Annotated in this window: 11 protein-coding genes and 2 pseudogenes; 5 read left to right on the top strand and 8 right to left on the bottom strand. The window is 67.5% G+C overall.

The genetic code is table 11. From position 1 onward, the window contains the following. Positions 1-285: 285 nt before the first annotated feature. The 3 genes from ACK4UM_RS01235 (at position 286) to ACK4UM_RS01225 (ending at position 3,956) form a co-directional block, all read left to right on the top strand. A complete protein-coding gene (locus tag ACK4UM_RS01235; protein WP_409794466.1) occupies positions 286-2,625 on the top strand; it encodes an MHYT domain-containing protein in 2,340 nt (779 codons plus the stop codon). 173 nt (positions 2,626-2,798) lie between these two features. Beyond that, on the top strand, positions 2,799-3,230 hold the full coding sequence (locus ACK4UM_RS01230; RefSeq protein WP_409794463.1) for a hypothetical protein: 432 nt from the start codon (positions 2,799-2,801) through the stop codon (positions 3,228-3,230). A 402-nt stretch (positions 3,231-3,632) separates the two neighbouring features. Next, entirely contained in the window at positions 3,633-3,956 is a 324-nt protein-coding gene (locus ACK4UM_RS01225; protein ID WP_409794460.1) for a helix-turn-helix domain-containing protein, read from the top strand. Between the two features lie 642 nt (positions 3,957-4,598). Here the strand turns inward: ACK4UM_RS01225 and ACK4UM_RS01220 are convergent. The 8 genes and pseudogenes from ACK4UM_RS01220 to ACK4UM_RS01185 all read right to left on the bottom strand — a co-directional run bounded on the left by ACK4UM_RS01220 (position 4,599) and on the right by ACK4UM_RS01185 (position 12,494). Beyond that, positions 4,599-5,829 (bottom strand): annotated as a pseudogene (locus ACK4UM_RS01220) (IS256 family transposase). A gap of 208 nt (positions 5,830-6,037) precedes the next feature. Beyond that, positions 6,038-6,355: pseudogene (locus tag ACK4UM_RS01215) on the bottom strand (integrase core domain-containing protein); the annotation flags it as partial. 925 nt (positions 6,356-7,280) lie between these two features. Then, positions 7,281-8,312: an aldo/keto reductase gene (locus ACK4UM_RS01210; protein ID WP_409794457.1), complete on the bottom strand. Its 1,032-nt coding sequence runs from the start codon at positions 8,310-8,312 to the stop codon at positions 7,281-7,283. A 14-nt stretch (positions 8,313-8,326) separates the two neighbouring features. Then, positions 8,327-8,620 (bottom strand): putative quinol monooxygenase, encoded by a 294-nt coding sequence (locus ACK4UM_RS01205; protein WP_409794454.1) that lies wholly within the window; start codon positions 8,618-8,620, stop codon positions 8,327-8,329. A 13-nt stretch (positions 8,621-8,633) separates the two neighbouring features. Further along, on the bottom strand, positions 8,634-9,329 hold the full coding sequence (locus tag ACK4UM_RS01200) for a GntR family transcriptional regulator (RefSeq protein ID WP_409794451.1): 696 nt from the start codon (positions 9,327-9,329) through the stop codon (positions 8,634-8,636). Beyond that, positions 9,326-10,357 (bottom strand): Gfo/Idh/MocA family protein, encoded by a 1,032-nt coding sequence (locus ACK4UM_RS01195; protein WP_409794448.1) that lies wholly within the window; start codon positions 10,355-10,357, stop codon positions 9,326-9,328. The genes ACK4UM_RS01200 and ACK4UM_RS01195 overlap by 4 nt, the downstream gene beginning before the upstream one ends. Continuing rightward, positions 10,354-11,478: an isocitrate/isopropylmalate dehydrogenase family protein gene (locus tag ACK4UM_RS01190; RefSeq protein WP_409794445.1), complete on the bottom strand. Its 1,125-nt coding sequence runs from the start codon at positions 11,476-11,478 to the stop codon at positions 10,354-10,356. The genes ACK4UM_RS01195 and ACK4UM_RS01190 overlap by 4 nt, the downstream gene beginning before the upstream one ends. Next, positions 11,475-12,494, bottom strand: a complete 1,020-nt coding sequence (locus ACK4UM_RS01185) for an SMP-30/gluconolactonase/LRE family protein (protein ID WP_409794443.1) — start codon at positions 12,492-12,494, stop codon at positions 11,475-11,477. Before ACK4UM_RS01185 ends, ACK4UM_RS01190 begins: the two co-directional genes overlap by 4 nt. Before the next feature lie 107 nt (positions 12,495-12,601). On the opposite strand from ACK4UM_RS01185, the gene ACK4UM_RS01180 reads away from it, so the two are divergent. Both ACK4UM_RS01180 and ACK4UM_RS01175 read left to right on the top strand, forming a co-directional pair. Beyond that, on the top strand, positions 12,602-13,609 hold the full coding sequence (locus ACK4UM_RS01180; RefSeq protein WP_409794440.1) for a Bug family tripartite tricarboxylate transporter substrate binding protein: 1,008 nt from the start codon (positions 12,602-12,604) through the stop codon (positions 13,607-13,609). A 69-nt stretch (positions 13,610-13,678) separates the two neighbouring features. Further along, on the top strand, positions 13,679-14,434 hold the full coding sequence (locus ACK4UM_RS01175) for a hypothetical protein (protein WP_409794438.1): 756 nt from the start codon (positions 13,679-13,681) through the stop codon (positions 14,432-14,434). Positions 14,435-14,438 lie beyond the last annotated feature (4 nt).

Here is a 14,438-nt window from a genome sequence, read left to right as displayed (position 1 = left end):
AAGCTGAAGAGGAGATCCAGCTGCGTTCCCTATTGCGACGCCTCCGACAAAGAGCGCGCGGACGACGCCGCGGCGCGGTAATTGCGGGGAGATCGGTACGCGCAACCTCCGTCTCGTCGTTCGGCGCGGTTCTCGAGTCGGTCGCCAGCTCTGCGAAGAGACTGGTTTGCCGGCGCACGGCCATGAGTCTGCGACTACGAAGAAGCGTTCGCTTTCGCGATCTCCGAGAGCTCGTATGCGAGGTTAGCGCCAAGCTTGCATCCGAGACGAGGTTGACGCAACGGTATGGCCCTTCTCGTGCTCCGGTCCTGCGTGCCGATGACCATTTCCGGCTCCCTCGATCCCCTCCTCGTCGCGCTCTCGATCATGCTCGCGGTCGCGGCCTCCTACACGGCACTCGACCTCGCGACGCGGGCGCGCGCGTCGAGCCACCTCACCCATGCCGCATGGCTCGCGGCGGCCGCGCTCGCGATGGGCGGCGGCATTTGGTCGATGCATTTTGTCGGCATGCTCGCCTTCAGCCTGCCGGAAATCGAGATCCGATACGGCCTCGGCCTCACGTTGGCGTCGCTCGCGCTGCCGATCGGCGTCTGCGGCCTCGGATTTGCCCTCGCGAGCCGACCTCGCTTCGGGGCTTTCAGCCTTCTGGCGAGCGGGCTGTTCGTCGGCCTCAGCATCGCGGGAATGCATTATCTCGGAATGGCCGCGATGCATCTGCCGGCCGAGCTCACGCACGACGAGATCTGGGTGGTGCTGTCGATCGCCATCGCGATCGGCGCGGCGACGCTCGCGATCTCCCTCGTGACGCGCGACACTGGGCCGGTCGAGCGCATCGGGGCAGCCATGGTCATGGGGGCGGCGATTTCGGGCATGCATTACGCCGCCATGGCCGGCGCGCATTTCGAACTCCATGCCCACGAAGCGCACACTGCCTCTCTGTCGGTCGCGGACACGCATCTCGCCCTCTGGATCGCGACGACGACGCTCCTCATCCTCGGCCTCGCGCTCGTCGCGTCGGTGATGGATCGCCATCACTCGCTGCGCGTGGCCCGAGAGGCGGCTCAGGCGCGTGAGAGCGAGGAGCGGCTCGATCTCCTGCTCGAGAGCCTGACCGATTACGTGATCATCGGCCTCGATGCACAGGGGCGGGTGACACGTTGGCCGCAGAGCGCACGGCGGGTGATGGGCTACTCGGCGGCGGAGGTGATCGGCTCGCACGTCTCGCGCTTCCATACGCAGGCGGCCCGGGAGGCCGGCGCGGCGGATCGCGAGCTGCGCATTGCAGCCGAAGAGGGCCGCTTCGAGGAGGAGGGCGAGCGGGTGATGCGCGACGGCACCGCTTTCGAGGCGAGCGTCGTCGTCCATCCCATGCGGGGCCCCGACGGGCGGCTCGTGGGCTTCGCCAAGGTCGTGCGGGACGTGACGGAGCCCAAACGCGCTCAGCGCGAGCTCGAGAGTGCCCGCGAGGCGCTCGCCCAGGCGCAGAAGACGGAGGCGATCGGCCAGCTCACCGGGGGCGTCGCGCACGACTTCAACAATCTCCTCATGGCGATCACGAGCAGCCTCGAACTCCTCCAGAAGCGGCTTCCGCCGGATCCCCGCCTCGCGCGCCTCGTCGGCAATGCGATGCAGGGTGCCGAGCGTGGCGTCGCGCTGACGCGCCGGATGCTCGCCTTCGCCCGTCGCCAGCATCTCGAGCCGCAACCCGTGAACCTCGCCGCGCTCGTTTACGGCATGACGGAGCTGCTCCAGCGCACCATCGGGCCTGGCATTCGAATCGAGACGCGCTTCCCCTTGTCCCTGCCGAGCGCGAAGGTAGATGCGCATCAACTCGAACTCGCGATCCTCAACCTGACCGTGAACGCGCGCGACGCGATGCCGAACGGCGGGAACGTGGTCATCGGCGGGCGGGCGGCGCCAGGCACCACCGAAGGATCTGCGGAAGTCTGTGTGTTCGTCTCGGACGAGGGCGTCGGCATGGACGCGCAGACGCTCGCTCGGGCCCGAGAGCCGTTCTTCACGACAAAGGGCGTCGGCAAGGGAACGGGGTTGGGCTTGTCGATGGTGCACGGTCTCGCCGAGCAATCCCGCGGCCGCCTCGTGCTCGAAAGCTCCGAGGGGCAGGGAACGACGGCGGAGATCTGGCTTCCCGTCGCCGAAACGACGCCGGAGCAGGCCCCCAACGTCGTCGCCTTTCGAAGTTCGACGTCGCCCCGGCAGGAGCCGTCGCGCTCTGCCGCTGCGCCGCAAGGAAGGCGCCACCTCATCATCCTCGTTGCCGACGACGATCCCCTCGTTCTCGAGAGCACCGCGGCCATGCTGGAGGAACTCGGCCACGTCGTCCTGGAGGCGCGCTCGGGAGAGGAAGCGCTCTCCCTTCTCCGCCAGACACGAACGCTCGACGTGGTCGTCACGGACTATGCCATGCCCGGCCTCAACGGCCTCGAGATTGCGAAGCAGGTCGCGGAAATGCGGCCGAGCATCCCCATCATTATGGCATCCGGCTATGCCGAGGTCTCGGACGAGCCCGCTGTCTCGGTGACACGGCTCGCCAAGCCGTACACGCAGGAAGCGTTGCGCGCCGCACTGGACATCGCTTTGCAGAAGACGCCGCGGATCGCCTGACGAACGCGGCCGTCGTCGAGCCCCCCGAGCGCATCTTCGGGCGAGCGGCGGCTCGAGGATGGATCGGGAGGGACGTCACGAGATCGGCAAACCGTCAACTGTAAAAATCGACAGGTGTCGGCGCGATCTGGTTGCGCTATCGTTCGCACTCCTGCAACGTGTGCACGACGGCAATGCCCAAGAGCCAGTATCTCGACGCCTTCGTCACCGGGGCTCTCCTCGATGCCCCTGAAGGCACCGGTCTCCCCGGTGCCGATCGCCAGATCCTCTGCGATCTCGTCGCTTTGGCCCGCGCATTCGTGCGCCTCGATGCCGACGAGCGAGCTGCCGTTATCGCCGACGTTCATGGCCGCGCCGTCGATCTGCTCCCCGCGGAGTCGCACCCCTTTTTCGTCGACGACTCGGCGCCGACGCGCACGACCACATCCAACCTGGGCGCCGCCGTGGCCATTGGGCACCTCGTTGAGAGCGGGACCAAGATCGTCGCCGACAATGCGCGCGGCGCCTTCGTCGATGCGGCGAGTCATCGCCTTGGCGATCCCGCCGACGGCCTTCAGACCGGCCGGGCTGTCGGCGACGAGAACGTCGACTTTTCCGTCGATTGAGGACGCCCGCATGAACGGGAGTCCACGCGATCGAGGTGCGCCTACAACACCCGCACGTCGTCCTTGAGCTGGAGAAGTCCGATGGCGTGTGGGTGAATTGGCGCGCCCCGGGATCCCTCCTGTTTGTTGATCGGGGTGCCCCAAGACTCTTCTTGCTTCCTGCTTAGGAATGAGCAGGCAAGGTGGTTAGACCTGGGCCCCCAAGCCAATCGGCGCGGGACCCTGTCGCCGATCTACAGGCATGTTCCGAACCTGCGTTATGCGGCGCTTCCCACTCGCGGTTACCGCTCGATCGATTGAAGAGCAGCGCTCAACCGTGGAGGCGCATATGAGCAACCGTGCAACGACGAATGACGAATCCGAGCTGGGCAGTCGCATTCGGCTTGCTCGTAAGCGGATGAATTGTCGCAAACCAATTTCGGGAAAGCGCTGGGCGTCACGTACCAGCAGGTTCAGAAGTACGAGAACGGCACCGATCGAAACGCCGTTTGCCGTCTCATGGCGATCGCCCGAATGCTCGAGTTTCCGTTGCCCGCCTTCAATCCCAGTGCCGAAGGTGACGAAGGGGCGCTCCTCACGCACGAGGAAATCGCCGCGCTCGCGGCATCCCGCCAGATCGGGTCGCCAGTGATGCGCGGTGCTGCCGTCGATGCCCTGAAGACTTTCGCCGCGTTAGCTCCGAGCGAGAGGAGTCCCGGTCCGACGAAGCGCGCCCGCCGTTCTTGATCCCACGCGGTCACCGACGGGCCAGGCCGCCTCACTCGGATGTGAGAGCTCAACCTAGGAACCGTTGCCGGTAGCCCTAGTTCTTGCCCCGTTAGCTGTTCGGGGCTTTACATGGGTAGTTACATCTTTGTGAAACCGAAGAACGGCAGGTGGCAGGTTCGTCGTGTCGTCGGCGACGCTCGGTCCGCACCGGTCACTTTTTCGAACGTTGTTGCAGCTGTCGCTTTCGCGCGTGGGCTTAGGCGCAGAGGGCGCCGCAGGAATGACACTCACGCCTTGCGCACGAAAGAACGCGATGCAGATCAAGATGTTTGATTTTCGACCGCCGCACGACCGAGTGCGCCGCACTTCACTCGCGATTAACCGGGCAGAACTACAATGCAGAAGCACCTTGGCTTGGTGCTGTTGAAAACCCCGCACTCGCCCGCCGGCCAGAACCCGGCGGGCTTTTTCGTTCTCCTCCCGCGGGCATCATCCGAGATGAACCTCGTATCTGCCTGCTAAACCGCTGGCAGCAGCATCAACTATTCGTCAGCTTTTTGGTGCAACAAAAGGTACGGTGCTGATCCGTGGATCGTGTCCCGCGGCGTGGTGTAGCTGACGCGGTGCCATGGACGATCCTGGGCAAGACCGGATCGTTCGTCAGGGCTCCATTGCTGGCAGGCTGACGGCGGGATCATCGCTCAAGCCGGCGATGGTTTCCAGCGTCATGTACCGGGCGCGCTGGACGGCCCATTCGTCGTTCTGCTCGAGGAGGATCGCGCCGACGAGACGGGTGATCGCACTCTCGTTGGGGAAGATGCCGACGACCTCGGTCCGGCGCTTGATCTCGCCGTTGAGGCGCTCGAGGGGTTCGTCGAGTGCAGCTTGGCCCGGTGCCGCAAGGGGAAGTCCATGTAGGCGAGGACGTCGTGCTCGGCCTCGTCCATCAGGCCTGCGAGCTTCGGGGCCTTCGGTCTGAGCTGGTCGGCGACCCGGTGCCATTGCTGATGGGCAGCCGCGGCGTCCTCCTGCGCGAAGGCGGTCGCGACGAAGGCGGACACGACGCGCCGTCCGCTGCGCCCGGAATGGGCCAGGAGATTGCGCATGACGCCGAAGGCGCCGCGAAGCGAAGCGCAGCGAATTGGACGCGGCACCTTTGCCAGGTGGCCGTGAGGACCTTCGAGACGGCGGCCTTGATGCCTTCGTGCGCGTCCGAGATCACGAGCTTCACGCCGCGAAGGCCGCGCCGGGCGAGCTTGCGCAGGAAGTCCTTCCAGAAGGTCTCGGCCTCGGACGGGCCGATGTCCATCCCCAAAACCTCGCGTCGGCCATCGGTGTTGACGCCGACCGCCACGATCACCGCGACCGAGACGATACGGCCGTTCTGGCGCACCTTGACGTAGGTCGCGTCGATCCAGAGATAGGGCCAGTCGCCCTCGATCGGCCGGTCGAGGAAGGCCTTCACGCGCTCGTCGATCTCCTGGCAGAGCCGGCTCACCTGGCTCTTCGAGACGCCGCTCATGCCCATCGCCTTGACCAGATCGTCGACGGAGCGCGTCGAGACGCCCTGGATGTAGGCCTCCTGGATCACGGCCGTCAGCGCCTTCTCGGCCATCCGCCGCGGCTCCAGAAAGCCCGGGAAGTAGCCGCCCTTGCGCAGCTTCGGGATGCGCAGCTCGACCGTACCGGCCCGCGTCTCCCAGTCCCGGTCGCGATAGCCGTTGCGCTGCACGATTTGCTCGGCGCTCTTCTCCCCGTAGCCGGCACCCGTCAGCGCGCCAACCTCGAGCTCCATCAACCGCTCGGCGGCGAAGCCGATCATCTCGCGCAGGATATCGGCGTCCGGGGTCTTCTCCACGAGCCCACGCAGGGCCATCATCTCGTCGGTCATCGGTGGTCCTCGGTTCAGGTTGGTCTTCGCAACCCGACCCTACCGCAGAACCGTCGATGACCACCCGTCCCACGGAGCCGGCCGTCCGCTACGGCGCAATGGAAAGCGCGCGAACGGCCGCCTCCGCTAGCGTCGAGCTACACCATAAAGCGGGACACGACCGATCCGTGGCCGAACGCTGGAGCACCCGCAGTTTGAGTCTCGGGGGTCACGCCGACGGCCAGCCGGATCGGCCGTTGGGACTCACTGGGGTGATCGGGCACTTGTACCCGATCGCGCGGTGTGGGCGCTCCTCGTTGTAGTATCTGCGCCAAGCCTCCAACTTTTCTCGCGCGTCCGTAAGCCCGATGAACCAGTGGGCGTTCAGGCACTCCGCCCGGAGGCGCCCGTTGAAGATATCGGCGAAGGCGTTGTCGGTCGGCTTGCCGGGCCGCGAGAAGTCGAGCACGACGCCATGCCGATATGCCCACAGGTCCAGATCGCGGGAGACGAACTCGGCGCCCTGGTCGACCCAGATCATGGAGGGGAGCCGATCTCGGCGGTGACCCGCTCATGCGTCGTTTTTACGTCCTTCGCTCGGGCGAAGTGCTGCGGGAGGATGCTCGGGTGCACTCTCGCTAAATCATCGCGCCCGGACTCCTCTCGCCAGCTACATTCTCATCTGCGCGAGGCATCCAAGACAACATAGATCGCGTCCGAACCGCTGCTTGTTGGATGTCGATGAAACCGAATCGCGACTTGTTATGTCGCCCATTCCTCATTCTTCAACGTACTGAGTAGTTGCAATTTCTTAATCGACTCGCTCTTCGTTGGCGCCGACAGGAGAAGTTTGGGAACGTCCGACGATGGTCTCAACGATGCGAATGGACCTGGGGCCGTGTATGGCCGCCTATACGGATGGTTTTCCATCCTGTCGACATGAGCAATCTCTTACACAGCTAGCCGGCAAGGTCAGTCGGCAAGCATTTCTCGAAAAATATGCCTAGAGAACCAGAAACCTAGGCCTTGATTAGCTAAACATTCTGCTCGATGCGCCGCGCCCGTTCGACGCCGCGGCTTGTCCTCCGGTCCGCCCGGAGCCTTCCCGCAATCCGGCGTGCACCAGGCTAACCGTGACGTCGACCGCTCTCTGGCGACGCCGGGCGCGGCACGCCGAGCCGGTCGGCCGCGGCGCGGAGACTCCGTTCCGCGGCGACCGAAAGTTACGGCCAAGGCGTTGCATTTCGACTGTCTATTGCCACCGCTCGAGGCCTGCAGATGAACCGACTGATCGCCCTGTCCTGCGCCCTTCCCACGTCTGAGCCTGGCCGGAGGAATCCGCCTGCTGAAGCTTCGTCGAGCACAAGGCCAACCTCCTCCCTGGTGCTCCCTCGCTGGTGCTTGTTGACGACTCGAGGCCGGCGAGCACGCCGTCGACGACATCCGGTATCGCATCGGCTATCCTGGAAGAGTCAGCCCGCAGGATCGCAAGGACTGGCTCGTCCCGCCGGCGCATAGGCCGGGTCGATGTGGTGCGGGATTGCGGTGGTGCCGGGCGGAACGAGAGCGTCGACGAAGGCCTCGTCGCTCCCCGCGAGCGAAACGGACGGCGCCTGCAGATAGGCATGCCACTGCTCGAGCGTCCGCGGCCCAGCGACCAAACCCGTGACCTGCGGGTTCGCGAGTATCCAGGCGGCGGCGAAATCCGCCATCGCGATGCCCCGTTCTTCACAATGGGCGCGTAGCCGCTCGGCCGCGGCGAGCGCGGCGGGGTGGTACTCGGTCTCGAGGATGCGCTTGTCGCCGCTCGCCGCACGGCTGTCCGCCGGCGCCTCGCCGCCCGCGCGGTATTTGCCGGTGAGGACGCCGCGCGCGAGCGGGCTGTAGGCGTAGACGCCGATGCCGAGCGCGGTGCATGCCGGGATCAGCTCGATCTCGGCCATCCGGTTGAAGGCGTGGTAGTAGAGCTGGCAGACGGCCGGCCGGTCGATGCCCATCTCGTCGCACAGATTCGCGATACGGGCGACGCGCCAGGCGCGGTGGTTCGAGACCCCGAGATATCGGACCTTGCGCGCGCGCACGAGATCGGCGATCGCACGAACGGTCTCTTCGAGCGGCGTGCCGTGATCCTCCTTGCGCAGGTAGAGGATGTCGATGGTCTCCACGCCGAGCCGCCGGAGCGAGCGCTCGGTCTCCTCGAGGATCCAGCGTCTCGAGAGGCCGCGTTCGTGGGGGCCGGAACCCATCGGATTGCCGAGCTTGGTCGCGAGAACGATGTCGTGCCGACGCCCGCGCAAGAGCCGCCCGACGATCTCCTCCGAACGACCGGCATTGTAATTGTCGGCCGTGTCCACGAAATCGACGCCGGCCGCCGTCGCCTCGTCGAAGATGCGCGCAGCCTCCGCCTCGTCTGTGCGCCCGCCGAACATCATCGCGCCGAGCGCGATGCGGGAGACGGTGAGGCCCGTCCGGCCGAGGCGGGCGCGAGGAACCGGATTCGTCATCTTCTGCCTCTGCTTCAAGCGGGCACGCGGCGGAGGAGCCGGCGCACGCGCTTGTCGATCACGTGCTCGCCGCTCGCGGCGGCGAAGCGGGCGTAATGCGGGCTCGCGACATGCGCCTCGAACGCCGCTTCGTCCTCGTAGACCTCGTAGAGGAAGACGCTCGCGGCATCGCTCTCGTCGACGCAGACGTCGAATTGCAGGCAGCCGGGTTCGTCTCGCAGCGAAGCCTCGGCATTCTCGCGGATCAACGCCATGAAGGCGTCGGCGCTCTCTCTGGCGATCTCGAAATCGACGACGATCACGAACACGGGCGTTCTCCCCTCACAATTGGCTCGGCCCCCGGCGCAGGAGGTCGACGAGCATGGCGCCCGCGCGGACACGGTGTTCGCGGTGGATGCGCGCGGCCGCGGCGGCGTCGCGCCGCTCGATCGCTTCGACGAGGGCGAGGTGGTCGCGGTTCGATTCGGTCGGGCGCGGACGAAGGCTGAGCGTCGCCATGCGTACGCGGTAGGTCTGGTCCCAGAATTGGTGCACGAGGTCGCGCAGGCGCCGGTTGCCGCAGGTCTCGATGAGGACCGCGTGAAACCTCTCGTCCGCGCGCGCCCAGGCCTTGAGGTCGTCGCGGGCGAGCGCCTCGTCCATCGCCGCGACCGCCGTCCTCAGCTCGCAGATCGCGTCCGCGGGCAGGCCGCGATCGGCGATCCGCGCGGCGGCGTCCGATTCGAGCGCGGTGAGGATCTGGTAGATCTCCTGCATGTCGTCCGCCGAGATCGGCAGCACGCGCATGCCGTGGCGCGGGCGGATCTCGACCATGCCCTCGTTGGCGAGCCTGATCATCGCCTCGCGCACGGGCGTGCGGCTCATGTCGAGGAGGAGGGCCAGCTCCTGCTCGAGCATGATCGAGCCCGCCGGCAGCTCGTTGTCGAGGATGCGGCGGCGGATCTCCGAATAGGCGCGCATCGTGAGCGAGACGCGCTCGTCACCAGGCACGGTCGAGGCGGCGCTGCTTTTCGTCATGGAAGCCCGATCGTCTCCCCGCCGCGGGCAGAGGAGCGGTAGATCGCCTCCTCCACGGCGAGGTTCGCGAGATAATCGCGCGCGCGGTTGGACACCGGCTCGCCGGTGAGAATATGGTCCACGACATGCCTCTGCAGCAAGAACACGCTGTCGCCCGCAAAGCCGCGATTCTCCCATCGGTAGGCGATTTCGCGCTCTTCGTTCTCTCCGAAGCCGCGGCGGAACAGACGGCCGTAGCCGTCGAGCCGCAGCGTGCTCGCTTCCCCTTCCACGAGCATCTCCCCCATGGTCAGGCGTCGGTTGTCGGCCGGGTGGTCCAGGAGGCGGTTCGCATCGAGGATCGCGCGGGTGCCATTCGCGAAATCGAACGAGACGAGGCCGCTGTCCTCCCCCGCGATCGCCGGATTGAGGCGCGACAGCCGCGCGCTCACTGCGACGATCTCGCCGAAGAGGAAGCGGAACGTGTCGACGAAGTGGATACCCGTCTCGTGCACGAGGAAGCGCTCCATCTTCTGAAAATAGGGCTGGCGGTCGAGGTAAGCCCGCGGCTCGCGCCCGTCGCCCGGGCGCATGCGGAAATGGGCCTGGTAGACGTGGCCGACGGCGCCCGCCGCGATCTGCGCGCGGATCTCGCGATGCCAGGGCTGGAAGCGGAAATTCTCGTGCACGACGAGAAGGATGCCCGCGTCCTCCGCGATCGCGGTGGCCTCCCGCGCCTCGTCGAGATCGCGGCAGAAGGCCTTCTGGCAGATCGCCGCGATGCCCCGCTCGGCGGCGAGCGACACGAGCGCGAGGTGGGAGGCGGGAGGGGTCGCTATGTCGAGGAGGTCGATCTCGAGCGCGTCGCACATCGCGCGCGCGTCCGCGAACGCGGCCGGGACGCCGTGCGCCGCGGCAGAGGCGCGCGCCTTGTCGAGATCGGAATCGCAGATCGCGACCAGGTCGACGTCGTCGAGCCGCGCCCACGCCTCGTGGTGGAAGCGCGCGAAATAGCCCGCGCCGATCGTCGCGACCCGCAGCCGCCTCACGGCCGGTCCTCCGTCGACACGAAGGCCATGGCCTCGAGAACGGCGCGCGCGACGGCGCTCGTCCCCGCCTCGCCGCCGCGCTCGCAGGTGACGAGCCGGCCCGTGCCGAAGGCGGCGTCGACCGCGCCCTCGATCAGGGCGGCGGCCTTGCGGGCGCTCGCGACTTCGTGGCGCTCGCCGAGCCAATCGAGCATCATCGCCGCGGAGAGGAACATCGCGGTCGGGTTCGCCTTGCCCTGGCCAGCGATGTCCGGCGCGCTGCCGTGGCAGGGCTGGAAGACGGCATGCGTGTCGCCGACATCCGCCGAGGGCGCGTAGCCCATGCCGCCGACGAGCCCCGCCCCGAGATCGGAGAGGATGTCGCCGAACATGTTCTCGGTGACCATCACGTCGAATTCCCACGGCTTGAGCACGAGCATCAGGGCGCTCGCGTCGATATAGACGTGGTCGGCCAAGAGATCGGGGAAGGCGCGGGCGCGCTCGTCGAAGATCTTGCGGAAGAAGGCGAACGAGGTGAACACGTTGGCCTTGTCGACGCAGGTCACCCGCCCCTGCCCGACCCCGCTCGCCCGCCGCCGCTGCCCGAGGCGCAGCGAGAAGTCGAACAGGCGCTCGCAGACGCCGCGGGTGATCACCATCGTTTCGCGCGCCTCGCGATCCTCCTCGATCGTGCCGCGGCCGCGCGAGGCGAACAGGCCCTCCGTCGATTCGCGGATGATCACGAGGTCGATCTTCTCCGCGCGCGGATCGCGCAGGACGCTCGAGACCCCGGGAATGGTCCTGATCGGGCGCACGCCGGCATAGAGGTCGAGATCGAAGCGCAGATCGAGTTGGGGGGCGATCTCGGTGCCGTCGGGATAGCGGATATGCGGCAGGCCCATGGCGCCGAGGAGGATCGCGTCGGCGCGGGCGGCTGCGTCGAAGGTCGCCTTCGACATCGCGCTGCCGGTCGCCACATAGGCGTCGGCGCCGGCCTCCAGCCATTCGAAGCGCATGGCGAAATTGCCCGCGCGCCGGACGGCTTCCTCGACGACCTCAATGCACGGCGCCATGACCTCGTGGCCGATGCCGTCGCCGGGCATGACGGCGATGTGGAAGCTCGTCGAGGGGATCGCGTTCATGACGTCGTCTCCGGAGGGCGCGTCGGCAGGCGCTCGGCGAGCGCTCCGAGGGGGAAGTTCCAGTGCGGCGGCGGGGCACCGGGGATCGGCGCCTCGAAGGCTTCGATCGCGTCGCCGAGAAGGCAGCCGAGATAGGCGATGCGCAGGTCGGGGCCGCCGAAGGCGAGGCTCGAGACGTTGCGCAACCGGGCCGCGGGCGCCCTGTCGAGATGGGGACGGCCGAGTCGATGCTCGCGCCAGGCGCGCTCGACCTCGGCGAGATGGTCGGAATCCGCGTCCTCGAGGACCAGATCCGTCCTGCCGTCGGGGGCGACGCGGATGACGCGGTTGCTGACGATGGACGTGATCCACACGCCACCCTGTTCATCGAAAGTGAGCCCGTCGGGGAAGGTGCCCTCGCCGAACTCGCAGACCACCTCCTTTTCGCCCAGGCTGCCGTCCGCGCGCAGCGGAAAGCGCGACAGCCGTCTCGTGAAGGTCTCGTTGACGTAGAGATGGCGCCCGTCCGGGGTCAGATGGCACTCGTTCGTGTAGCCGAGCCCGTCCGCGACGAGGCGCACGTCGCGATCGTCCGCGCGGAGGATGAAGCCGTCGTCGACATTCGGCCGATAACCGAGATCGCGCGGGCTTCGCCGCGTGCTGACCGTGATCCAGAGCACGCCCTGCGGGTCGCGGTGGACGAAGTTCGTCGGCGGCAGCGGGCGGCTCTCGAAGGTCTCGATGACGGGCTCGACCGCGCCGTCCGGATGCAGACGGAAGACGCCGCCGCTCTCCGCGCCGAGATCGGCCATGAGCACGCTGCCGCCGGGCTCGAGCGCGATCCCGTTCGGGCGCATCGGCCGGTTCGTGCCGCGCGCCTCGACCCGCGAAACGCCGCCCGTCGTCGGATCGACGAGCGCGATCCCGCCCTCCCCCGCCCAGTCGGCGCAGAGCAAGACGCCGCTCGCGTGCGCGATCACGCATTCGGGCCGCACGAGGCCCGAGCCGATCCGGCGGAGCTGCGAGAGCGGGATCATCCTGTTGACGCTCCATGCGCTAACGTATACATAAATGGATACCGATATCCCCACGCCAGATCAAGCCCCGCGAGAGGGCTGCCGGGGATCGAAAGGGAGGAAGGAAGATGCGCACGGTCTCGATCGCCCTCGCGGGCATCCTCGCCGCCGGCTTCGCGGCGCAGGCGCAGGACTACCCTACGCGCGACATCACGACGGTCGTCGTCTGGGGCGCCGGCGGCGGCACCGACACGATCAACCGCCTGCTCGCGGCGGAGATGCAGAAGCACCTGCCGGTGCGCATCAACGTCGTCAATCGCACGGGCGGCGTCGGCGGCTCGGCGGGCATGAGCTACGTGTTCTCGCAGCCGACGGACGGCTACACCCTCGCCGGAATCTCGGAATCGAACGTCACGGCCGGCGTGCAGGGCGGGTGGGACCAGCGCTTCGACGTCTGGCAGCCCTTCATCTTCGGCGGTTCGCCGCTCGTCCTCTCGGTCTCGGCCAACGCGCCCTGGCAGAACCTCGAGGAGCTCGTCGAGGCGGCGCGCGCGGCGCCGGGCTCGATCCGCGCGGGCGCGAGCGCGGCGGGCTCGATCCACCATCTCAACCTGCTCGCCTTCGAGCGCGGCACGGGCACGGATTTCAACTACATCCCCTACGACGGCTCCGCGCCCGCGCAGAACGCGGCGGTGGCGGGCGAGGTGCAGGTCGTGCTCACCTCGATCGCCGAGCAGCAGCAGCTCATCCGCGCCGGGCGCCTGCGTCCGCTCGCGATGATGACGCCGGATGCGATGGAGCTCGAGGGCGTCGGCGAGATCGCCTCGGCCTTCGATGCCTATCCCAAGCTCGACGAGCACCTGCCGATCGCGCAATCGATCGGCGTCGCGGTACGTGCGGACGCGCCCGACGAGGTCAAGGCCCGGCTCGGGGAAGCCTTCGAGGCGGCGCTCCAGGAGGAGGCGGTGCAGAACTGGGCACGCGACAATTACTACAGCATTTCCGGCAAGCACGGCGAGGAGGCCAACGAGGAATTCGCCCGCCTCGAGAGCCTGTTCGCCTGGACGCTGCACGAGCTCGGCGCGACGACGGTCGATCCCGAGACCCTCGGCATCCCGCGCCCGAACGGGGACTGAGCCGGCGGGGGCGCAGCGCGCGCTCCCCTCGCCCGTCCTCATCGTAACCGCATCCGCGCGAGGCCGATCGTGGAACAGCCGCCCGTCGCCAGGCTCCGCAAGGCCGATTTCTGGACGGCCCTCCTCCTGATCGCGCTCGCGACGGGCATGCTCGTCGAGGCGCTCGGTTACCCCCTGGAAGGCAGCTTCGCGGGAGTGCGGAACGTCTGGTACGTCTCGCCGGCTCTGTTTCCCCTGATCGTCGCCGGCATGCTGATCCTCCTGTCGGCCTATCTCCTCGCGGTCTCGATTGCGAGCGGCGGAGCTCGGGCGGCGCTCGCGGATCTCCGCGTGCCGACCCTGCTCGCCACGGCGCGCGGCGCGGCGGACGTCTGGATCGTCACGGCCGTCCTCTTCGGCTACATCGTCGCGCTCGTTCCGCGGATCGACTTTCCCATCGCCACGGCGACGACGCTGTTCGCCTTCGTCGCGATCTACCATACCGGCGTGCCCCGCCTCGCGCGCCGAGCGCTAGTGGGCTTTGTCGGCATCGTCGGCGCGATCGTGGTCTTCGCCTGGTTGGGTCCGCCGATCGGCCCGCGCACCGCGGAAGCCTTCTGGCGCGACGGCGCGGTGCTCGCCGCGTTGCTCGTGCTCGTCGCCGCCTGCGCGCTCGCGATCGGTCCGACCCCGAAAGCGAGAACGCGCTTCCGGCAAGGCCTCGGCGTCGCGATCCTCGTGCCGCTCCTCGTCTCGATCGTCTTCAAGTACGGCCTCGTGGTTCCGTTGCCGAGCGAGGGGCTCCTCGTTGAGGCGATGGAACGCGTGCGCTACGCGTTCAGGTGAGCCG

Source organism: Salinarimonas sp., assembly GCF_046292825.1.
Classification (GTDB): Bacteria; Pseudomonadota; Alphaproteobacteria; order Rhizobiales; family Beijerinckiaceae; genus Salinarimonas.
This window is presented reverse-complemented; position numbering and strand designations above follow the sequence as displayed.